General features: G+C 66.9%; 21 protein-coding genes and 1 pseudogene. 11 read left to right on the forward strand and 11 right to left on the reverse strand.

Annotated elements, in window-relative coordinates; genetic code table 11:
• Window positions 1-94: 94 nt before the first annotated feature.
• A pseudogene (locus ACZ522_RS08645) lies at window positions 95-997 on the forward strand (baeRF10 domain-containing protein); the annotation flags it as partial.
• A gap of 356 nt (window positions 998-1,353) precedes the next feature.
• Here the strand turns inward: ACZ522_RS08645 and ACZ522_RS08650 are convergent.
• Window positions 1,354-1,752 (reverse strand): DUF2267 domain-containing protein, encoded by a 399-nt coding sequence (locus ACZ522_RS08650; RefSeq protein ID WP_379692866.1) that lies wholly within the window; start codon window positions 1,750-1,752, stop codon window positions 1,354-1,356.
• 95 nt (window positions 1,753-1,847) lie between these two features.
• Between ACZ522_RS08650 and ACZ522_RS08655 the strand changes: the two genes are divergently transcribed.
• Window positions 1,848-2,090 (forward strand): DUF7127 family protein, encoded by a 243-nt coding sequence (locus ACZ522_RS08655; protein ID WP_379692864.1) that lies wholly within the window; start codon window positions 1,848-1,850, stop codon window positions 2,088-2,090.
• Between the two features lie 198 nt (window positions 2,091-2,288).
• Here the strand turns inward: ACZ522_RS08655 and ACZ522_RS08660 are convergent, their stop codons facing one another.
• The gene (locus ACZ522_RS08660) at window positions 2,289-2,864 is read right to left on the reverse strand and encodes a cupin domain-containing protein (protein ID WP_379692862.1); all 576 of its coding nucleotides are present in this window, start codon (window positions 2,862-2,864) and stop codon (window positions 2,289-2,291) included.
• An 83-nt stretch (window positions 2,865-2,947) separates the two neighbouring features.
• Window positions 2,948-3,496 (reverse strand): hypothetical protein, encoded by a 549-nt coding sequence (locus ACZ522_RS08665; protein ID WP_379692860.1) that lies wholly within the window; start codon window positions 3,494-3,496, stop codon window positions 2,948-2,950.
• A 105-nt stretch (window positions 3,497-3,601) separates the two neighbouring features.
• Here ACZ522_RS08665 and ACZ522_RS08670 point away from each other — a divergent pair, with 105 nt between their 5' ends.
• Complete coding sequence (locus tag ACZ522_RS08670) at window positions 3,602-4,249, forward strand: ERCC4 domain-containing protein (RefSeq protein ID WP_379692858.1); 648 nt, start codon at window positions 3,602-3,604, stop codon at window positions 4,247-4,249.
• An 18-nt stretch (window positions 4,250-4,267) separates the two neighbouring features.
• On the opposite strand, the gene ACZ522_RS08675 is transcribed toward ACZ522_RS08670, so the two are convergent.
• Entirely contained in the window at window positions 4,268-4,510 is a 243-nt protein-coding gene (locus ACZ522_RS08675) for a PRC-barrel domain containing protein (RefSeq protein ID WP_379692856.1), read from the reverse strand.
• 91 nt (window positions 4,511-4,601) lie between these two features.
• The gene (locus tag ACZ522_RS08680; RefSeq protein WP_379692854.1) at window positions 4,602-5,051 is read right to left on the reverse strand and encodes a hypothetical protein; all 450 of its coding nucleotides are present in this window, start codon (window positions 5,049-5,051) and stop codon (window positions 4,602-4,604) included.
• 159 nt (window positions 5,052-5,210) lie between these two features.
• Here ACZ522_RS08680 and ACZ522_RS08685 point away from each other — a divergent pair, with 159 nt between their 5' ends.
• On the forward strand, window positions 5,211-6,041 hold the full coding sequence (locus tag ACZ522_RS08685; RefSeq protein WP_379692852.1) for an aldo/keto reductase: 831 nt from the start codon (window positions 5,211-5,213) through the stop codon (window positions 6,039-6,041).
• Window positions 6,042-6,058: 17 nt separating this feature from the next.
• Here ACZ522_RS08685 and ACZ522_RS08690 read toward each other — a convergent pair whose 3' ends face one another.
• Entirely contained in the window at window positions 6,059-6,901 is an 843-nt protein-coding gene (locus tag ACZ522_RS08690; RefSeq protein WP_379692850.1) for a GNAT family N-acetyltransferase, read from the reverse strand.
• 130 nt (window positions 6,902-7,031) lie between these two features.
• Here ACZ522_RS08690 and ACZ522_RS08695 point away from each other — a divergent pair, with 130 nt between their 5' ends.
• Entirely contained in the window at window positions 7,032-8,183 is a 1,152-nt protein-coding gene (locus tag ACZ522_RS08695) for a sugar-transfer associated ATP-grasp domain-containing protein (protein ID WP_379692848.1), read from the forward strand.
• Between the two features lie 310 nt (window positions 8,184-8,493).
• Window positions 8,494-9,567, forward strand: coding sequence for an NAD(P)/FAD-dependent oxidoreductase (locus tag ACZ522_RS08700; RefSeq protein WP_379692846.1), 1,074 nt, complete (start codon window positions 8,494-8,496; stop codon window positions 9,565-9,567).
• Window positions 9,568-9,573: 6 nt separating this feature from the next.
• On the opposite strand, the gene ACZ522_RS08705 is transcribed toward ACZ522_RS08700, so the two are convergent.
• Entirely contained in the window at window positions 9,574-10,440 is an 867-nt protein-coding gene (locus ACZ522_RS08705) for an SDR family oxidoreductase (RefSeq protein ID WP_379692844.1), read from the reverse strand.
• 166 nt (window positions 10,441-10,606) lie between these two features.
• On the opposite strand from ACZ522_RS08705, the gene ACZ522_RS08710 reads away from it, so the two are divergent.
• Window positions 10,607-11,464 (forward strand): hypothetical protein, encoded by an 858-nt coding sequence (locus ACZ522_RS08710; RefSeq protein WP_379692842.1) that lies wholly within the window; start codon window positions 10,607-10,609, stop codon window positions 11,462-11,464.
• Window positions 11,465-11,523: 59 nt separating this feature from the next.
• Here ACZ522_RS08710 and ACZ522_RS08715 read toward each other — a convergent pair whose 3' ends face one another.
• Entirely contained in the window at window positions 11,524-12,852 is a 1,329-nt protein-coding gene (locus tag ACZ522_RS08715; protein ID WP_379692840.1) for an erythromycin esterase family protein, read from the reverse strand.
• A gap of 231 nt (window positions 12,853-13,083) precedes the next feature.
• On the opposite strand from ACZ522_RS08715, the gene ACZ522_RS08720 reads away from it, so the two are divergent.
• A complete protein-coding gene (locus tag ACZ522_RS08720) occupies window positions 13,084-14,349 on the forward strand; it encodes a CBS domain-containing protein (protein ID WP_379692838.1) in 1,266 nt (421 codons plus the stop codon).
• Window positions 14,350-14,355: 6 nt separating this feature from the next.
• Here ACZ522_RS08720 and ACZ522_RS08725 read toward each other — a convergent pair whose 3' ends face one another.
• Window positions 14,356-15,999, reverse strand: a complete 1,644-nt coding sequence (locus ACZ522_RS08725; RefSeq protein ID WP_379692836.1) for a spermidine synthase — start codon at window positions 15,997-15,999, stop codon at window positions 14,356-14,358.
• A gap of 326 nt (window positions 16,000-16,325) precedes the next feature.
• On the opposite strand from ACZ522_RS08725, the gene ACZ522_RS08730 reads away from it, so the two are divergent.
• From ACZ522_RS08730 to ACZ522_RS08740, 3 genes are all read left to right on the forward strand, one after another.
• A complete protein-coding gene (locus ACZ522_RS08730) occupies window positions 16,326-18,485 on the forward strand; it encodes an alkaline phosphatase PhoX (RefSeq protein WP_379692834.1) in 2,160 nt (719 codons plus the stop codon).
• A 140-nt stretch (window positions 18,486-18,625) separates the two neighbouring features.
• Window positions 18,626-19,045 carry a hypothetical protein gene (locus tag ACZ522_RS08735; RefSeq protein WP_379692832.1) on the forward strand — a complete coding sequence of 140 codons (420 nt, stop codon included), beginning with the start codon at window positions 18,626-18,628 and terminating at the stop codon, window positions 19,043-19,045.
• Between the two features lie 76 nt (window positions 19,046-19,121).
• Window positions 19,122-19,961 carry an ion transporter gene (locus ACZ522_RS08740; RefSeq protein ID WP_379692830.1) on the forward strand — a complete coding sequence of 280 codons (840 nt, stop codon included), beginning with the start codon at window positions 19,122-19,124 and terminating at the stop codon, window positions 19,959-19,961.
• Between the two features lie 7 nt (window positions 19,962-19,968).
• Here ACZ522_RS08740 and ACZ522_RS08745 read toward each other — a convergent pair whose 3' ends face one another.
• A complete protein-coding gene (locus tag ACZ522_RS08745) occupies window positions 19,969-20,928 on the reverse strand; it encodes a nucleoside hydrolase (protein WP_379692828.1) in 960 nt (319 codons plus the stop codon).
• Between the two features lie 214 nt (window positions 20,929-21,142).
• Window positions 21,143-21,361, reverse strand: a complete 219-nt coding sequence (locus ACZ522_RS08750) for a DUF8015 family protein (RefSeq protein WP_379692826.1) — start codon at window positions 21,359-21,361, stop codon at window positions 21,143-21,145.
• Window positions 21,362-21,437 lie beyond the last annotated feature (76 nt).

Here is a 21,437-nt window from a genome sequence, read left to right on the forward strand (position 1 = left end):
CGGGGCCGGGAGATACAAGCGCCCGAGCGGCGTATTCCGGTAAACCGTCGTCACCGAGCGATGCGGACGGGACGGCGGTCGCCGTATCCTACCGATGACTACGTCAGACTACGAACTCCGAGAGCGCATCGAGGCCGTATCGAACGCGTCCGGCGGCGGGGACGACCTGCTCACGGTCGCGGTCCCGCCCGAGAAGTCGCTCGGCGAGACGCTCGAACGGGTCGAGGAGGACCACGCCGAGGCCGAGTACATCCACGCCGACGAGTCGTCGAAGGCCCGGAGGACAGTGCTCGAACGGGCCCAGCAGATCCTCCACGAGTACGACGAGACGCCGGATGGCGGACTCGTCCTCTACGTCGGGGTCACCGGGGACGGAGAGGACGTCAGCGAGTACGTCTTCGACGACCTGCCGACCCCGATTCGGGAGGCGCGCTACGAGTGGTCGAACGAGTTCGACGCGGAGGCGCTGGAGACCGCCGCCGGCGACTCCCCGACGTACGGCCTCCTCGTGGTCGAACGCGGCGGCGCGGCGCTGGGCCGGTTCGACGGCGACCGAGTCGAGGTGGTCGAGACGATAGACAGCGACGTGATGGGGAAGACGAAGGCCGGCGGGCAGTCGGCCGACCGGTTCGAACGCGACAGGGAGCGCCAGAAGGAGGAGTTCTTCGACGACGTCGCCGCCGAGGCGAAGCGAGCGTTCCTCGAAGACGGATCGCGCGAGGACGGAGCGCTCGCGGTGGACGGACTGCTGGTCGGCGGGACGACGGTCACCGTCGAGGAGTTCGCTGACGGCGACCACCTCGACCACAGACTCCGCGACGCGGTCGTCGGCGGGTCGTTCTCCGTCGAGTACGCCACCGAGCAGGGACTGACGCAACTCACCGAGAAGGGGCGAGACGCGATGAACGACGCGGAGGGGGAGGCGGTCCGCGAGGCCCTCGAACGCTTCCGCGACGGCCTCCGAGACGACGGCGACGACGACGTCGCCTACGGCGAGGAGGAAGTCGAGCGAGCCTTGGAGTTCGACGCCGTGGAGACGCTCTTAGTCTCCGGCGCGCCCGGTCGAGGACCTGCGCGAGTACGAGGAACGAGTGACCGAGGAGGGCGGCGCGTTCGTCGCCGTCCCGCCGGACTCCGACGACGGCGCGCGCTTCGAGGAGGCGTTCGGCGTGGCCGCGATTCTCCGCTTCCCCACCGACTGACACGCGGGGGCCGGCGCGGGCCGGCGCAGACCGACGCGGGCCGGCGCAGACCGACGCGGGCCGGCGCAGTCACTGCCGACTCGCCGTCCCTCGGCGCCGAGAAGAGAGAGCGCGGAGCGAAACCCCGACCCGCCGGTGAACCCGCGGGACGTCAGTCGGCGAGGCCGTCGGTCTCGAACAGCGTGTCGAACTCGTCCGGCAGTTGCGACCGCGCGTCCTCCAGTTCGTCTTCGAGGCCGGCGTCCGCGAGCGTCGCGAACACCGCGCGGGCGTGCGTCCTCGCCTCTTCGCCGCCCACGTCGCCGCGTTCGCGTCGGGCGACGCTCCGGACGAACCCCTCCGCGGAGAACTGCTTCGGCGTCGCGTCGCTCCGGTCGGTGACCGTCTCCTCGTAGTCGTCCGGGAGTCTCTCGGCGACGTCCTCGGCCTCCCCCTCGGAGATGTGTTCGCCGAACGTCTGGAGCGTCGCCAGCGTCGCTCGCTCGGCTTCGTCGTGCGATTTTAACTGGGCTCGTCGCGCGACTCCGTCGAGTAGTTCGTCCCGATTCACACCTCCGAAAGTGGGTCGCGCGGCGCTTCAGTCTACTGGCGACGCGGGGGAGGCGGGCACAGCACTTAGGGACGGACGGACCCAACTTCGGGTGTATGGAGGCACCCCGACAGCTGCGTTCCGCGGCGAGCGAGCAAGAGGACATCACCATCGCCCACCGAGACTACGAGGGCGAGAACGTCGTCGCCATCGACTTCGGGGCCGGCGTCGAGGCGACGGTGGACATCCTCGGTGACACGGCCATCGTCGTCGCGGGCGACCGGCAGTTCGAGTTCGACGTGCCGCCGGAAGCGACCGAGATAACCACCAACGACGGCATCCTCCTCATCAAGGAGTGACGCCGAGAGCGTCGGTAGGGCGCGGGAACGACCCTCGAACTCGCGGACGTCGCCTTTCTCGACCGGAACTTCCCCCGTACTCAGCCGGGCGTGTCCGGCGGTTCGACCGTCGGCGACTCGCCCGACCACGCTTCGACGACCGGCGTCGCGGTGACGCCGCCGAGGATACTCGACGTAGCGTGTCGCACGCGCCGGCCGTCAGCGTTCGTCCGACACTCGGTCGGCGTAGCGCGGATACCGGGCGCGGTACCCCCGTCGCCGACCGACGGGAGCCAAGACGGACGTGAGCGCGTTCACGGCGGGGCCGGGGACGGCGGGCGGTCGAATCTCGTCGCGGAACTCGCGTGCGAGGACCGCGGACTGAAGCGGGCTCGGAATCCCTCGCCGGTCGGTCTTTCCATCCCGGGCGAGACCGAACATCGTCTCGAAGAACGACTCGATATCCAACCCCGGACGGAGTTCGACTACCGCGTGCATCTCGTCGTCGCCGGCGTTCCACACCGTGTGCGCCGTCTCCGGCAGGACGGCGAACCGCGTGCCGGGCGTGGCCGTCCACTCGTCGCCGTCGATTCGAACGCCGAGCTCGCCGCTCCGGACGTGGATTCGCTCCTCCTGTCGGGGGTGGACGTGGTCGAACTTCCCGACCGCGAATCCGCCCGGGTCGAGGAAGTAGTCGAACTCGACCGCTCGCCCGCCGGAGTCGGCGGCCGTCGTTCGGAACGCGATTCGCTCTCCGGTCGCGGGGTTCTCGATGACGTCGCCCGTAGATACCATGTCGTCGTCCTCCGACCGGTACTCTCGGTCCGAAGCGTCGTATGCGTTCGTTCGCCGCGTCCGACGGATTCGGCCGCGTCGGGTCAGTCCCGCCCGCCGCCGACGCTCTCCGGTCGGCCGGACTCGTCCGCGTCGACCGTGTACTCGGTTATCCACGGCGGTTCCTCTCGGTCCTTCGACCACTGGAACAGGTGCCGCTTCTCGTTCGCGTAGTAGTAGCGGTAGGCGTCCACGTAGTCCGGCGCGGTCCACTCGCCGGTGACCTGCGGGGGGTCGCTCGCCGCCTCCGTCGGCCACTCCAACTCGCGGACCGCCTCGGGGTCGAGCGTTTCGACGGTGGCCCAACAGCCGTGTCGCCTCTCCGGCGCGTGGTCCCAGCGGTACCGCCACTCGTCGTGCGCCGCCTCGGTGTACGCCCGCAGGCGACGCCAGTTGTCGTACGAGTCGGCGGCCCACTGAGTGAGCGGATGGTTCGGGTGCGTGAAGTACAGGTCCTCGCCCTCGGCCCCGTTCAACTGCGCCGCGGTCGTCAGCACCATCGAACACTCGAAGACGCTGCTCGTCACGTGCTTGTCGACGAGCCATTCGACCGCCGTCTGCAGGTCGCGGTCGAGCCAGAACGCGTTGACCATCACCGAGAGTCGGGGGCGGCGCCAGTTAGTCTCTCGGGCGGGACGTCCCCCGCTCGCTTCCGGCGGCGAACTCTTGGTCGTCGCCGGCGTACCGCCGTGGCACGGATGTCACTCGCAGTCGTCGTAGACGACAGGGAACCCGCCGCCGTGGCGGAGGCGGTTCGCGCGCACCCGGACGTCGCGTCCGTCGAGTCCCGCCGCCTCGCCGCCGGCGACGTGGTGATCGGCGACGTCGGCGTCGAACGGAAGACGCTCTCGGACTACGTGAGCACGCTCATCGGTCGGCGCGCCCCCGACCTCCGCGACCAAGTTCGGAGGCTGAGCGAATCGTACGAACACTCGTACGTCCTCTTGGAGGCCGAACTGCCGGCGGACGGCGACGAGGGGGTGCCCGCCCCGGCGGTCCGGGGGTCGGCGGCGTCGATTACGGCCCGACTCGGGACGCCCGTCATCCCCTGTTCCGACCGGGACCGACTCGTCGACATGGCCGTCCGACTCGGCCGAAAGCACGTCGAGGAACCGTCCGCGCCGGCGCTTCCGAACGGGTCGGTGACGGCGCTCGACGCGCCGACCGCCAAGCGGATGTACGGCTGTATCGACGGCGTGGGCACCGACACGGCGGGACGACTCTACGAGGCGTACCCGGCCGTCGAGGACCTCGTCGCGGCGTCGCCCGAGGAGTTGATGGCCATCAACGGCATCGGCCCCAAGCGGGCGGAGGCCATCCACTCGGCGTTCAGGGACGCGGAGTGACGGCGTTCGGCCGTTGGATCAGAACAGGTCCGAGCGGAGGCGAACCTCCGTGTTCTGCACCGTCGTGAACGCCGACTCCTCGATGGTGTAGGTGTCGTCGTCTTCGTCCCAGCCGAGCGTCCGCTTGAGGCCCTCGTCCACGTTGTCCCACTCGGGCTCTACGTACGCTCGGTCGCCCCGAACGTCCGTCACCACGCCGATGCGCTCGGTTCCGCTCACGACTGTCTTCCCGCGGTCGTCGTCCGAGAGTTCGGCAGTCATGTCGGTTTCGCGTACGCCCGCGACCACCAAAACGTCGGTGCCGGGTCGCTCAAGTGGGTTCGGTGCGTTCACCGGGGGTCGCGCGGCGGCCTCACGCGCTTCGCGCGCCGTCGCCGAGTCGCGCGTCGAACAGTTCCTGAACGACGCCCTCCGGCGCGACCATGCAGACGCCGACGTTCTGTAGTTCGGGGTTCGTCAGGAAGTGCGCCGTCTCCCCCGGCGGGAGGATGGTGACCGTCTCCTCGCGGCCCGCCTCCTGCGACTCGAAGAGGAACGTCGGCACCTCCACCCGTTCGCCCGGGTGAATCTCGCCCGACCCGGCGAGCAACACGCCGTCGTCGTCCTCGAACAGCGACTCGTTGTTGGAGATGTACGCGGCGGGGATGTCCGGGTCGGCCGCCCAGTACACCGAGTCGTCGGCGCTGAGCAGTCCTATCTCGTACACCGCGTCCGGGAGAACGACGCGCCTCTCTTCCGTCTCGATGCCGTGTCTTCCGAGCCAAAACAGCGCGTCCTCCGCGCCGCCGGTCACGTCAAGCATACGTACCGGGCTACACCCCGGAGCGGAAAAAGCGCTGAGGCGGACGAGTAGGGATTCGAGAACGTGTCGCTCCGCGATTCGGCGGTTCGGCGGTCGAAGGCAGCAAGCGACCCACCGCGTCACCAGACATATGCCCGACTCCGCCGAACTGACGGGCGTATGAGCATTCCGAGCCGAACGCTTCCGAACGGCGACGAGATACCGCAGGTCGGAGCGGGCACGTGGGACATCGGCGGCGAGACGGTCAAAGAGTCCGTCGGGGCGGCGCTCGACGCCGGGTACGCCCACGTCGATACGGCTGAGGGGTACGAGAACGAGGCCGAGATCGGGGAGGTCCTCGCGGAGTACGACCGCGAGGAGATATTCCTGACCTCGAAGGTCCTGCCGTCGAACCTGCACTACGAGTCGGTGCTGGAGTCCTGCGAGGCCAGCCTCGACCGATTGGGGACGGACTACCTCGACCTGTATCTGATCCACTGGCCGAACCCGACCATCTCGCTGCGCGAGACGATGCAGGCGCTCGAACGCCTCCACGAGGAGGGAAAGGTGCGGAACATAGGCGTGAGCAACTTCAGCAAGTACCAACTGATGTTCGCGCTGAAGGTGGCCGACGTGCCCATCGCCGTCAATCAGGTGGAGTTCCACCCGTGGCTGTATCAGGAGGACCTCTTGGAGTACTGCGAGGACAACGACGTGGTGCTCACCGCCGCCGCGCCGTTGGCCCGGACGGAAGTGCTTGAGGACCCGGTGATTCGGGACGTGGCCGAGGAGTACGACCGGACGCCCGCGCAGGTGGTCCTGCGGTGGCAGGTTCAGAAGGGCGTCGTCACGATTCCGAAGTCCTCGACGCCCGAGCACATCCGCTCGAACTTCGAGGTGGGCGACTGGGAACTCGACGCCGACGACGTGGGCCGAATCGACGACATCGACACCGAAAAGCGCGTCTACATGATCGACGTGGACGACGAGACGTACGGGATTCCGCGCTGAGGCGGGTTACCGTCGGATCAGAGGTACGAGTCGTCGTACGCCTCTCTCGACCGAGAGGCGTGGCTGTTTCCGCACTCGCTGCACTCCATGCGCTCCATGTCGTCCACGATGACGTCCAGCGACCCGCAGTTCGAGCAGTAGTAGCCGTACCGCTCGCTCATCTCCTCGTCTGTGTACGTCACGAAGAACGGGGCGTCGGTGCCGGACTCCTTGTCCTCCTCGTCGTCGGTGCCGAGGTACACCGTCTGCCCGTCGTCGGTCGTCGCGCGTCTGACGCCGTCCTCCGTTTCGGTGTCGGGGAACTCGAGTTCGTCCGTATCCGTGTTCGCGGCGTCCGTACCCGCGGCGTCCGTCTCGTCGGACGCGGCCGACGGTTCCGTGTAGACGTACTCGACCAGCGACTCGTCGCCGAGTTCGACCGTCCGCTCCTCCGTCCGGACGTAGTCGAACTTCTCGAAGAACTGCTCGCCCTCGGTGTTTTTTTCGAGCGTCGCCGCCTCCACGTGGTCCACGTCTCGGTCCCGGAGCGCCTCCACCGCCGACTCGAACAGTTCCGTGCCGACGCCCGCACCCTGATGTTCGGGGTCTACGAGGAGCCACCGAATCTCGCCGACGTCGTCGCTGACGACGCCGACGACGATACCGGCGACGGCCGTCTCGACGCCGTCTATCTCGTTCTCCGCGACGAACACGATGGCGTTGTCGCTGTCGATCACCTTCGACAGGTGGTCGTCGCTGAACTGGTCGGTGAGGATGGACTCGATCTGCTGGGGGCTCAGCCGATACGACATCGTCATCGAACTTTCGACCATCTCTCGGATTCGCTCCGTCTCGTCCGAGGTGGGTTCGCGGAGTTCCATACCCTCAGTTCAACCACAATCGGGATAAGCGCGGGGGCGGCATTCAGCTCACACTGACATTTCGGCGTTCCTATCGGTATTCCCCGAATCTGGCAGAACTCGTATGTGTGGCCTGTCTGTACACGGTGGCATGCTCGAACGGATTCGGCGCGCGAGGGACCGCATCCGAGCGGCGGGTGTCGGGTCGTTCGCGTACGAGACGGTACGGTCGTCGCTCCCCTTCTGGGATCGGTTCCGGTTGGACCTCCTGATGTTCGAGTGGACGAAGGGCCGGACGGTTCCGCTCGAACCGTGGAATCGCCTCCGGATGCTCCGGCACGGCTTTCTCTCGTCGTCGTACTACCTCTACGACTTCGACGAACGGCGGAACTACGACGACTACGTCTCCGAGTACGAGAAGATGGCCTACACCGCCCACATCAACGGACGGACGCGGAAGTACCTCGACGACAAGTTCGAGTTCTACGCGGCGATGCGAAGTCGGGGCTTCGGCGACAGACTCCCGGAACTGGTCGGGGCCATCGACTCCGGACGGGAGGACGTCGAAGACGTGGGCGCGGACCGGATTCTCGAACTCCTCGACGGCGGCGAGAGACTCGTCCTCAAGAGCGCGACGGGCGCGGGCGGAAGCGGCGTCTACATCTGCCGCGTCGCGGACGACGGCGAGGGCTACGTCGTCAACGGCGACGCCGCCTCCGCCTCGGAGGTGCGGTCCGTCGTCTCGTCGGTGGAGGGGTACCTCGTCACGGAGTACAACGAACAGGCGAACTACGCCGCGGAGGTGTTCCCCGATTCGCCGAACACGGTTCGGGTGATGACGATGCACCCCGGTGACGACGACGCGTTCGTCGCCGCCGTCGTCCACCGGTTCGGCTCGGCGGCGTCCGGCGGCGTGGACAACTGGTCGCGAGGCGGCATCGCCTGCGAGATAGACGAGGAGACGGGCGAACTCCGTCGGGCGACGCGGTACCCGTTCGACGGGGAGTTGCGCTGGTTCGAGGCGCACCCCGACACCGGCTCGACCATCGAGGGGCGGTCGGTCCCCGGATGGGAGCGAGTGAGAGAGGAGGTTCTCGAACTCGCGGAGGCGTTCCCCGACATGCCCTACGTCGGGTGGGATCTGTTGGTCACCGGACCGGGCGAGTTCGTCGTCCTGGAGGGGAACAACCAGTCCGACGTGGACTTGGTGCAGGCGAACCGACCGCTCCTCACCGACGACCGGGTGGTCGACTTCTACGACGAGTTCGTCGCCGCCGACGAGTGGCCGCCCGGCGGTTCGTGACGCCGGAGTCGGTCGTCTCGACTAGATGTCGGCAAGCGGTATCTTCCGTCCGTAGACGACACACCCGAGGAGGAGAAGGACGTCGATATCGACCCGAGCACGGAGGTGGGCGACGACGACTGACTCGACGGACGCGCCGGCACCTTGCGAATGACTGCCGTGTGACTTTGCGTCCGCCGGAGGGAGACACGGCCATGACCAGCGGATACCTCGTATCGTCGCCGCCGAGTCGCACGGGATCGGAGAGACGACGCCCCGAGGGGGGACCGCCCCGCGTCGGCGGCGTCGGACCCGCGGGCGGGCGCGACCGATGAGCGACCGGCCGCGCTACGAAGTCGTCGTCGTGGGCGGCGGGCCCGCGGGGTTGACGACTGCGCTGTACGCGACGCGACTCGGCCACCGAACCGCGGCGTTCGACGAACAGGGCGGCCGACACACGGCGGTCCGAGGCGTGCACAACGTCTACGGCGTCTCCGAGGACGTCTCGGGCAAACAACTGTCGGAACTCGCCGTCCGGCAACTCGAAGAGTACGGCGGCGACTTCCACCCCGACGCCGTCGAACGCATCGAACGGGACGACGACGGCCGGTTCCGGGTGGAGGCGTCCCACGCGACGGTCACGGCCGAACGCGTCGTTCTCGCGACGGGGTTCTCCGACGAGGAACCGGGCGTGCCCGAACTGCGGCGCTTCACCGGTCGGGGGTTACACTACTGCCTCCACTGCGACGCGTACGCCCTCGGGGACGGCCCCGTCTTCGTCCTCGGCCACGGCGAGGACGCGGCGGAGGTGGCGATGCTGATGCTCAACTTCACCGACGACGTGGAGTTGCTGTTGAACGGCGCGGACCCCGAGTGGAGCGACGAGACGGAGGACCGACTCGGCGCGCACCCGATCGAGCGAATCGACACGGACGTCGTCTCCGCGTTTCCGGCGGACGACGACGCCGAGGACCCATGGCTCGGCGGACTGCGCTTCGCCGACCGGTCGGACCGCGAGTACCTCGGCGGGTTCGCCATGTACGGCAAGGAGTACAACACTGCCTTGGCCGAGGCTCTCGGCTGCGAACTCGACGACGACGGAGCAGTCGAGGTGGACGAGAACTTCGAGACGAGCGTCGACGGCGTCTACGCCGTCGGCGACGTGACGCACGGGCAGAACCAGACGGCGGTAGCCGTCGGCGACGGCGCGCGCGCGGGCATCGCGCTGCACAAGAGCCTCCGGACGTACCCCCTCTCGCTCGAAGAACTCGACTCGGCGGAGGACTTCCCGGTTCCGGGCGCGGCGGGCGACGTCCGCGCGCGGATGCGCCGCGTCCGCGGCCTCGACGAACACGCCGGCCTTCGGAGACCCGCGCCGGAGGAGGGGCGCGTAGAGCGCGAGTGACGACCCTCACTCGCGCCGCCGCCGGAGGAAGCGCTGAACCGCGCCGTTCGAGGCGACTTCGAGGCCGACCCTCGACGCCGCGGCGCGGAGACGCCCGCGGACGACGGCGGCGGCGTACGTTCCGAACGCCGCGAGTGCGCCCACTCGGTACGTCGGGTCCGGGCGGTCGGCGGTGGCGGCGGCGACGATCGTCGCCGCGACTCGTTCGGGGCGGTTGATTCCGGGGCCGCCCTCGCGGACGACGCCGATGGATCCGAGGGCGCGGTAGAGGTCGGCGTACGCCGGCGTGTGTTCGACCGACTCGACTTCTTCGAGTGCGCGGTCGTAGAACGGCGTCGCCACCAGCCCGGGTTGGACGCAGACGACGTTCACGCCGGTTCCCGCCGTCTCCTGGCGGAGGGCGTCGCTGACGGACTCCAGCGCGAACTTCGACCCGGTGTAGATTCCCAGTCCCGGCACCGTCAGGCCGCCGAATCCCGCCGTGACGTTGATAATCGTCCCGCGCCCGCGTTCCCGCATCCGGGGGAGGACGGCGCGCATCAGCCGAATCGGGCCGTACGTGTTGACGTCGAACTGCCGTCTGACCTTCTCCATCGGCACGTCCTCCACCGCGCCGAACTGGCCGTAGCCCGCGTTGTTGACGAGGCAGTCGAGGCGGCCCTCCTCCTCGAAGATCCGACTGAGAGCGGTTTCGACCGACGCCTCGTCGGTGACGTCGAGTTCGACGACCCGACAACCCCGGTCTTCGAGCGTGCGCACCTCGTCCGTGTCGCGGGCGGCGGCGTACACCGTCCACCCCGCGTCCCGGAACCGAAGCGCAGTCGCGCGGCCGATACCCGACGAACAACCGGTGACGAGAACCGTCTCTCCCATTCGGTGAGATGCGCCGCCGGGCAGTTAGGCGTAATTCAGGCGAGGTGGTACGCTCGTCCGCGGCGGGCGGCGAGACGCGCGGCGGCGGACGCGAACCGCGACGACGGGGCGCGAGGAGCGACCGGGCCCAAACGCACTTCCTCGCGGGAGAACAACGAAGTGTGTTATGAGTCTGACAGCATTCTTCCGCAAAGACCAGTCAGAGCCGGTGAGCGAGGAGTCGAGCACGATGAGCGAGGAGTCGAGCACGGTGATGGACGCCGTGCGGTCGGAGTCGTCCGGAGGGGCGATGCCGTCCGATTCGGCCCTCCTTCGTAAGGCCGCCATGGTCGGCGGCGGCATGCTCGCGTTGGCGTACCTCGCCACCCGGAAGGCCGGGTCGGGCGCACCGGTCCCGTCCGCCGGCGAGGTGCGCGAGACGGTTCCGGAACCCGACGAGGTGAGACAGACGATCGAAGACGTGCGAGAGGACCCCGAGAGCGTCGTCCCCGCCGGGGGGTCGGACGAATCGCAGGACGAAGGAGAGGCGGCCGAAGGCGGAGACGAGGACGAGGAGAAAGAGGAGATAGAGGTCGAGACGGAGGTGGAAATCGAGGCGGGCGAAGGCGTCGAGGTGGAGGTCGAAGCCGAGACGGAACTGGAGCGCGAGGGAGACGAACTCGAAGTCGAGTCGGAAGTCGAAGTGGAGGCTGAACGGACGGACGACGACGACGAAGAAGACGAAGACGAGGACGAGACAGAAGCGGCCGACGACGAAGAGACCGAAGACGAGGACGAGACGGGAGCGATCGGCGGCGAGGAGGACGAAGACGAGGACGAGACGATGGCGACCGACGGCGAAGGCGCGGTTGACGAGAGCGAGGACCTCCCCGAAGAGGAGCGAAACGCCGAGGAGGTGGACGAACTGGCGGACGGAGACGTCGAATCGGAGTCGCCGGAACCGGGCGAGATGAACGTGGACGAGGACGTGGTCGAAGACGTGATCGGAGAGGACGGCGACGAGAGCGAGGAAGGAGAGGAGTAACCGCGAGCGTCGGTGGTCGGACGGCAGCACGTCGCCGCCGCCCTATTTTACGTCGCCGCTCAGACGCCCCACGGGAACGTCTCCGGCGGCGTCTCTCGGTGGGGTTCGAGGTGAAGCGGATGCAGCGCCGACGTCTCCTCGACGTGGACGAACGAGTCGTAGCGTTCGGGAAGCACCGTCGGCACGTAGTTCCCGAGTTCCCGGTCGGGGTGGTAGACGACGCCGATGGCGCGTTGCCCCCGCGAGGTTTCGAGGGCCGAGGCGTCGAACTCGTCGAACAACAGGTAGGAGTCGTTCACGCCGGCGCGATTGAACACGTCGCCGTAGGAGGTGTCTCTCGCCTCCGGCACCGACATCCGCTCCATCGGCGCGTCCCACGCCCGGCCGGCGATGACCGACCCGCGGTGGGTGCCGAAGCCGACGAGGTGAACCTCGTCCTCGCCGTATCGCTCGCGGGCGAGTTGGCCGATGTTGACCGCGCCCCGGTCCGTCATGTCCGTCGCCCGGGCGTCGCCGACGTGGGTGTTGTGCGCCCAGACGACCGCCGTCCCCTCGGTATCGTCGCGGTTCAGCAGTCTGTCGAGCGTCTCCATCATGTGCTCGTCGCGGACGTTCCACGACGAGGAGTTCCCGCGCGCCATCGACCGGTAGTACTCCTCGGCGTTCTTCGCGACCAAGGCGTTCTGCTCGGCGGCGAAGACGGACTCGTCGTCGTCCCCGTCGTACTCCGGCGCGTTCCGGCGCAGGTCGGCCAGTACCTCGATGACCTCGTCCTCGCAGTCGCCGGGAACGATGCGGGTCGAACGGCCGTACTCGCGGGCGTCCTCGCCGTACGGTTCGAAACACTGGTAGGCGTCCTTCGCCCGTTCGGCCGCCTCGGGGTCCACGTCTTCGAGGTAGTCCAACACCGCCTCCATCGACTCCGTGAGGCTGTACACGTCGAGGCCGTAGAAGCCGACCATCTCCGACCGCGCGCGGCCCTCGTTGTACTCCCGAAGCCACCGCAGGAACTCCGTCACCTCCCAGTTGGCCCACATCCACGTCGGCCAGCGGTCGAACTTGCCGAGGACCGCCATCGTGTCGTCGGACGCGTCCGGCCGGTGTCGAACGTGGCGGTTCACGTCGTAACAGTCCGTCCAGTCGCCCTCGACGCCGACGAACGAGACGTTCGTCTCTCGGATCAGGCGGGCCGTCAGGCGGGCGCGCCAGCGGTAGAACTCGCTGGTTCCGTGGGACGCCTCGCCGATCATGACGACCGACGCGTCCGACGCCGCCTCCACGAGTCTGTCGAGGTCGCTCGGGTCCGAGAGGTCGCGGGCGTTCCGCCGCACCGCCTCGACGGCGGCGTCCATCCCCTCGGCGCGCCGTTCGCCGCGTCCGAGGCTCATCCGTCCGTCACCTCCGGGCGTTCCGTCGGAGTCGCGTTCATACGAGACAGTACCCCACTCCGCGGCAAGTGAACTCCGCCCGCATACGCAAGGGCGACGGTACACGGTGTCGGTGCGCCGGCAGAGTAGCGCGGTCCGACGGTCCGACGGGAACCGCCGCGGCCGAATCGAAGGTGGATATGAGTCTATTGGCCCACTTCTCAAGCGGGTGGGGGACGAAGTGCGAACAGCATGGATATTGACGGAGTCGTCTCGACGGACTACGTCGAACAGGACGCGAAGACGCCGGCGTCGAAACTCCGCGGGGCGTTCGACACGAACGAGGACCGCGTCATCATCATTACGAACGGCGGGTCGTTCGAGGGTGTCGTCTCACAGAAACAGTTACTGTCGTCGCACCACCCGCCGGACGAGACGGCGATGAACGTGGCCATCGACCCGCCGCAGGTGTCCCGTCACGAGGACGTCCGCGAGGTGGCCCGCCTGATGGTCGAGAACGAACTGAAGATACTCCCCGTCTTCGACGAGGGAGACCGGTTCGTCGGCGTCGTGAAGGCGATGGACATCGTCGAGGAGGTTCAGGAGAACCTCAACACCCTCGACGTCGAGGACGTGTACACACGGGACCTCATCTCGGTCGAACGCGAGACGACGGTCGGACAGGTCATCAACCACCTCATCGAGAACAAGATTTCGCGCGTGCCCGTCGTCGAGGACGGCAACGCCGAGGGGATGGTGAGCATCGCGGACCTCGTGGACTTCACCGTCCGACAGGTGGAGAAACAGGAAGGCGGGGACGCCGGCGGCTTCGACGGGCACGGCGGCGAGGGGTCCACCACCGACTTCCGAGCGTCCAGCGGCGGATACGGCGAACGCGCGGGGTTCGAGGATCGGCTCCTCGATCTGCCCGCCCGAGACGTGATGACGCCGACGGTGTACACGACGACGCCCGACCAACAACTCGGCGACGCCATCGGCGAGATGCTGGAGAAGAACTGCTCGTCGCTCGTCGTCGTCGGCGAGGGGACGGGCGAAGTCATCGGCATCGTGACGGTGACGGACGCCTTAGACGCCCTCACGAACACCGACGAGGAGCGCATCCCCGTCCAGATTTTCAACGTGAAGATGCTGGACACCCTCTCGCGGGAGGACGTGGCGAAGCGAATCGAGCAGATAGACGCGAAACGCACCGAGATGAACATCCTCGAAGCGAAGGTGGTCTTCCACGAACACGAGGAACGCCTCCGCGGGATGCCGCTGGTCGAGACGACAGTCAGGCTGTTCACCGACGAGGGGCGGTTCTTCGGCTCCGGTGAGGAGTACGGCGCGGAAGCGTCGTTCGGCACGGCCAGCGAGATAGTCGAGGAGAACGTCCTCGAAGACAAGGGCCGGGACATGACCGAGCGAAACGACCGGCCGACGGCGAAGAAACAAGAGCAGGTAGAGAGCATCGTCGATTGGTGGCTCGAAGGGGAAGAGGAAGAAGGAGAGGCGTAGGGTCGGTCAGTCCGCCGCCGCGTGCGTCGCCTCCGGCGCTCGAATCGCGTCCGACGCCGCACCGGCCGTCGCAGTCGCGTCCGCGTCCGACCTGTTCGACGCCGTCGCGTTCGCGTCGCCCGCCTCGCCGACGACGTAGCGTTGCCCGACCATCGGGTCCAGCAGGGCATCGACGGGCGCCCTGTCGTCGCGGAGCACCGGCACGTCCCCCGTCTTTTCCTCGTCGCGGTACGTCGAAATCTCCTCGGAGAGGTCGATGCCGATGTTCCGCCGCTCGTTCCGGGCTCTGAGTTCCGCCTGCGAGACGTGCGTCGCGTTCTTCGTCGCCACGACTTCGATGTTCTGCACGACGACGCCCTCCCGCGTCGGGAAGCTGTACACCTGCGGGAACACTCGCGACATCGTCTTGTACTGCGCCCGGTAGAACTTCGAGGCCGGACCGCTCGGCGCGGAGATGACGTTGGCGAAGAGCACGCCGTCCTCGGTGAGTCTGTCGTTCGCCAGTCGCATGAACTCCACCGTCGTCAACTGAAACGGCACCTTGTCCTTCTTGTACGCGTCGAGGACGATGAGGTCGTACGTCCGGTTCGTCTCTTGGAGGAACTGGCGGCCGCCCGTCGTGTGGATGGTGAGGTTCTCCGACTCCTCCACCGCGAAGTACTTCTTCGCGACGTCCACGACTTCTGGGTCGATCTCGGCGACGTCCACCGTCACGTTGTACTCCGCGGCGAAGCGCTTCGGCCCGGTGAACCCGCCGCCGCCGATGAACAACACTCGGTCCACGTCGTCGGTCATCAAGAGAGGGAGGTGAAAGTACGGCGTGTAGTCGAAGACGTGGGCGTTCGGGTCGTCCAAGTCCATCGCGCTGTGCGGTTGGCCGTCGAGGTAGAGCGTCCGGGTGTCGCCCCTATCGACCACCTCCAACTCCTGATACGGCGTCTGCGTGTGGTAGACGACGTTCCCCGTCGCGGAGAGGCCGACGCCGCCGGAGGCGGCGGCGACGACGAGGACGGCGGCGACGGCCAAACTCCGCCCCGCGCGCTCCCGACCTATCGAGGGGCGGGCGACGTAGACGGCGGTGCCGACGGAGAGGAGGCCGAAGATCAGACCGATGTGCGCGACGCTCAGCGCGGGGATGAGAAAGTACGTCGTCGCGAACGCGCCGACGATGCTGCCGACGGTGCCGACGGCGTAGACGTGGCCGGACGCCTCGCCGGTTCCCTCCTTCTCGGAGAGTTCCGCGGCGTAGGGGCTGACGAACCCCAGCAGGTACGTCGGCGGTCCGAACAGCAGCGTCACCGCCGGGAGCGAGGCGAACCGACTCGGCAGGGGGAAGGCGACGGCCGACTGCAGCATCACGTCGCCGAAGAAGATGACGCCCGCCACGTAGAGGGCGGTGGCGAGGAACAGTTTCACCAGCCGGTCGTCCGACGCGCGCGAGGCGGCGTGCCGCCCGCCGTGGTAGTAGCCGAGGCTGAGCGCGGCGAGGAACACGCCGATGATGCTCCCCCACGTGTAGATGCTGCTGCCGAACTGGGGGGCTATCATCCGCCCGGCGAGAATCTCCAACCCCATGCTGGCCACGCCGGAGGAGAACACCGCTACCTCCGGTTTCGACAGTCGGAGCGAGGACGCAGGGAGCGTCGCCATGGTCGGAGTACGGACGAGGACCAATTAAGTGTTCGACGGGAGCGGCGGTGCCGCCGAACTATGGTAAGAAACGAGATATTTCTGGCAACCGAATCAGAATAAATTAGATAATTTATGTATGTATCACGCCCGGCTATCTCACAGTATCTAAATTGTCTATATAGAGAAATTATCCACACGTAAGCTATCTACGCCGGATACGCCCGTATTCAACGACGAAAGGTACGGAACGGGCGATGAAGATAATTAGAAATAATTATATTACGTGTATATTGTTAGACACATTATAAAAATAATTATAGTGACAGGGATAGCACATTTGATGCATGGTAGAGTTTAACAGGCGGCAGTTGATGGCGACGTCCCTCGCCGCGTCGGTCGGCGCGAGCGTGGCCGGAGGAGTCGTCAGCGGCGAGCAAGAGGACACAGACACCGAGAAAGCACCGAGCGTAGACGGGGAGATAACGCGGTTCGCCTCGACGGCGCTCGGCGCGGAGGTGACCGGGCCGTTCATCCTTCCGGACGGGACGCTCATCTTCAGCCTGCAACACCCGAGTCGGGAGAACCCCGAACCGTTCAACAGCGGCGGTATCGGGTACGTGAAGGGGTATCAGTTCGAGGAGGGGAGCGACTTCGACGAACTGAGCGTCCCGAACACCGAGGAAGAACGGAGGAGAGTTCGCGCCGCGGAGGGCGAGTACACCCTCCTCGCCAGAGAGGGCGACAACCTCGGCAACAACGAGGACCTCGGCATGCCGCTGACGCCGGACGGACTGAGTATCGACGAGTTCGCCGGCTCTCGGTACTCGGACTTCGGGTATCAGCCCGACATGAACCAGTTCATCCCCACGAACGAAGCGGGCACCGAGGGACTGCTGTTCACGAACTTCGAGACGAGTCCGGGGAACGTCACCCGCATGCCCATCAGTCAGGACGAGAAAGGTGTGTGGAGCGCAGACCTAGAGGAGGCAGTCAACCTCTCGAACACGGAGGAACTGCGGAGCCTCGGTGGCACCCGAATCAACTGTTACGGCGACGTCAGCCCGTGGAACACGCCGCTCACGTCCGAAGAGGAGTACGCTCACACGCGCACCGCGTACACCTCCACCGTCAGCGACATCGTCGAGGACGGCACGGGCGTCGGCCACCGCGGCGGCGCGCAGTTCTGGAACCGACCGAACCCCAGCGAGATACAGGCGGCCATCGACGAGTACTACGGCGAGGAGTCGTGGGACGTGCAGGGGTACTGGGCCCTCGGCGGCGTCGAACTGCTGGCGTACTACCTCGGCGCCGAACGGGTGGACCAGGCGAGCGGATACACGGAGAACACGAAGACGCCCATCCCCGACAACTACCCGAACCCCTACCGGACCGGCTACATCGTCGACTTCCGCGAACCCGAGTCCGAGACGCCGAAGCCCGTGAAGTACCACGTCTTCGGACGGGCGGCGTGGGAGTGCCCGGACATCCAGAGCGACGAGAAGACAGCCTACGTCAGTTCCGACGGCGCGAACAAGGGCTTCTACAAGTTCGTCGCGGACGAACCCATCCCGAGTTACGACGACCCGATGGACGTGGAGGGGACGCTCTACGCCGCGAAGGTGACCAACAAGGAGGCGGCGGCGAAGAAGTCCCCCGCCGAGGCCGAACTCGAAATCGAGTGGCTCCCGCTGAGCAGGGCGAGCAACGCGGAGATAGCGGAGTGGATAGCCGAGTACGACGACGTCTCGCAGGTCGATTACCTCGAAACCCACGCCGACACCGACTGGGAGGAGGACCTCCAGGCGGCCCTCGAAGAGGCCGACAAGGAGGTCGCCGAGAACGGGAACCGGAACTACATCACCGACGAGGAGATCAAAGAGTGGGGCGAACTGTGGAGCGAGGACCCCGAGTCCACCGTCGCCGACAGGGGGCGGGAGGACCTCCGGAAGGTGCCGTTCCTCGAAACCCGCGCCGCCGCCAAGGAGATCGGCGCGACCGTCGAGTTCCGCAAGAGCGAGGGCATCGACAGCGTCGACGACGCCGGACCCGGCGACTACGTCTACATCGGCATCTCCGAGGTCAACGACGGGATGAGCGACGACGCGGGCGACATCCGGACCGAACGCGTGGACGGCGGACTCGTCTACCGCGGGAAACTCGAAGACGACTACAACATCTCGACGCTCGAACCCGTCATCGTCGGCCCGGACGCCACCGACCCCGCCGACGTGGCGAACGACGCACTCGTGAACGTGGACAACGTCTACGTGATGGACGACGGGCGGGTCCTCTGCTGTGAGGACGCCGACCAGTTCGGTCGCTCCTACAAGAACGACTGCATGTACGTCTACACCCCGCCGGAACTGAAAGACGACGGCGACGACGGCGGCGACGAGAGCGAGGAGACGACCGAGGACAGCGGTCACGGAAACGGGAACGGCAGTAACGGTCACGGCAACGGGAACGACGGCAACGGCAGCAACGGAAACGGCCACGGCAACTGAAGCGACTCCGAGAGGGCCGAAACCATCGACGGCGACGGAGGGTTCCGACTCCCGGCGAACCGTCGAAACGGCGCGGTCCGCGCGGACTGCGCCCGGCGCGTTCCGAGTCGCCCGACCGAGCGCTCATCACTCACCTAACCATGGCGAAATTAGACGAGACGACGACGGAGACGACAGAATCGATACACCGCGAGTACATCCTCGGCGTGCGAATCGTCGCGTACGACGCGCCGGAGGGTCGGCGCTACCGGTTCGAAGCGCCGAAGCACCGGGGCGTCGAGTTCGAGGACCCGGAGATGGCGGAGTTGTACGCCGACGTGTACTTCGACGTCAACGGCTTCGAGGAGGCCGGAACTGGGGAACGGGGCGTCCCGCCGGAGGTGATTCAGGCCGGACGTGACACGCTGGCGGCGTACTTCCTCACCCAACCCGGCACCGACGTGAACTGGGTGGCGTCGTTCTACGGCGTGAAACCGGTGAAAGTCGAGAAGTACGTCTCGTGGGTCCGCGAACGGGCGACGGAGATACGCGAGGGCGCGGCGGAGATGGGCGAGACGTAGTCGCCCGCCTCGCCCGTTCGGCGTCGGCACGCCGCGCCGACACGCTATTCCCCGTCGTGCCGTAAGGGACACCCACATGGGTGGCCGAGCGTTCCCCGCCGACGAGACGGACTTCCGCGAGACGGTCCGGTTCTACCTCCTCGACCACCGGACGAGGCTCGGGAAGGCGATAGACGTCGCGTTGCTCCTCGGGAACCTCGTCTTCGTCGGCATCTTCGTCGCGGAGACGTATCCCCTCTCAGAGACGACTCGAACCCTCCTCTGGCGCGCGGAAGTCGGTATCGCGGTGCTGTTTCTCGCGGAGTACCTGCTTCGGTTGTACGGCGCGCGCGACACCGCCGCCGAGTTTCTCAGTCCGTACACGATGGTGGACTTCCTGGCTCTCCTGCCGACGTTCGCGGTGTTGCTGTTGCCGACGCCCCTCGCGGCGAACATCGGCTTCCTCCGGGTGCTCCGAGTCGTCAGAATCCTGCGGTTCTTCCGGTTCACGCAGGACGAGGAGTTCTTCTTCGGCACCGTCTCCGCGGAGACGCTTCGGGTGACGAAGCTGCTGTTGACGGTGCTGTCCATCTTCTTCGTCACCGCGGGCCTCTTCTACAGCATCGAACACCGGGTGAACCCCGGCGTCTCGAACTTCGGGGACGCCTTCTACTTCGCCGTCGTGGGACTGACCACCGTCGGGTTCGGCGACATCGTGCCGGTGACGGCGGCGGGTCGGTTGGTGACCGTCGCGTCGATTCTGGCGGCCATCGTCCTCGTCCCGTGGCAGGCGGGGAAGATTGTCCGCGAGTGGTCGAACAAGGGGAAGGTGAACGTCACCTGCCCGAACTGCGGCCTCTCGCACCACGACCCGGACGCCTCCCACTGCAAGGCGTGCGGCCACGTCATCTATCAGGAGTACGATTCGCGGCGGTAGAGGGGAGTCAGAGCGGCTTCTCGGGCGCGCCCTCCGCGAGCATCGACTCGAACATCGCCCGGAACAGGTCCTCGTCCACCGACTCGACGACGCGCGTCCGGGGTTCGCCGTCGGTGATGCCCAACTCGTCTACGAGACTGTACCCGCGGGTCATCCCCTCGCGTTCGTCCACGTCCACGAAGTACCGCGAGGACTCGGTGACGAGTTCGTCGTCCGCGACGAGGCACGCCGCGGTCAAAGAGTCCGGTTGGGTCGTCGCGTCCTCGCCGCGGCGTTCGCGACTGAACTCCCGCACCCGTTTCGTCGCCGTCCGATAGAACTCCGAGTACTCGGTATCTATCTCCGCCAGTCGGTCGAGGAACTCCGCCTCGAACGTCGCGTCCCTGACGGTGAGGCCCCAATCGACGAGATTCACGTCGAGTTCCCGGACGACCATCTTCGCGGCGTCGGGGTCGGCCCAGAAGTTGTACTCCGCCGACGGGGTGTCGTTGCCGAGGGTGTTGACCGCCCCGCCCATCACCCACACCTCGTCCAGCAGTTCGTTCAGTTCGGGCTCCCGCCGGAGGGCGAGGGCGACGTTCGTCAGGGGCGCGATGCAGCAGAGCGTAATCTCGCCCGGCGACTCGCGGGCCGCCTCCGCGATGGCGTCGGGCGCGAACCCGTCGGCGGAAGGGACGCCCGTGTCCGGGAAGAAGTCGCCGCCGAGTCCGCCCTCGCCGTGGATGTGCGGGACGTGTTCGTGGTCCTTCACCAACGGCCGGCGTGCGCCCTCGTAGACGGGCACCTCGCCCGCGAGTCCCGCTACATCGAGGGTGTACTTCGCGTTCTCCACGTGGTAGTCGAACTCGACGTTCCCCGGGGCGACGGTGACCGCCTCCAAGTCGATAGAGTCCGCGGCCGCCAACAGGAGTATCGCCTGCGTGTCGTCGCCCGCAGTGTCCGTATCGACGATAACTCGACGAGACATAACCTCCTCCTTCGAAGCGGACGTTCTTAACCGCCGTGATCCGTAAGATACCTTACCTCATCGGGTGGAGAAGCGAGTCCGGGTGTGGGGCGTCGTGCGCGGCGCGACGGAGGCGACGCGGACGGAGCGGTCGATTCCGCTGGTGGAAGTCGTCGGTATCGCGTCGGTAGAATCGTGACCGCGGGTCGAACCGCCCGCCCGGGCGTTCCGCGCCTCAGTTCAGCGTGTCCACTTCGTCGGTCAGGTCGCTCCGGTCGTCCACGGGGCCGTTGACGAACAGACCGTGGCCGATGAACGCGGCGGCGACGACGCCGAACCCCGCGACGGAGAGACTCGAAGACACCGAGGTGAGGGTGCCGACGGCGACGCCGAGAACCATGCTCACGAAGACGCCGACGAGAATCAAGTCGTAGTACTGCCACGTGTAGCCCATACGGGCACATCGCCGCGCAGAACCGAAGTTCTGGCGGTCGAATCTCCCTCGTTTACCGCGAGAGCCTCCTGCGAGC

This window comes from Halopelagius fulvigenes (assembly GCF_055398025.1).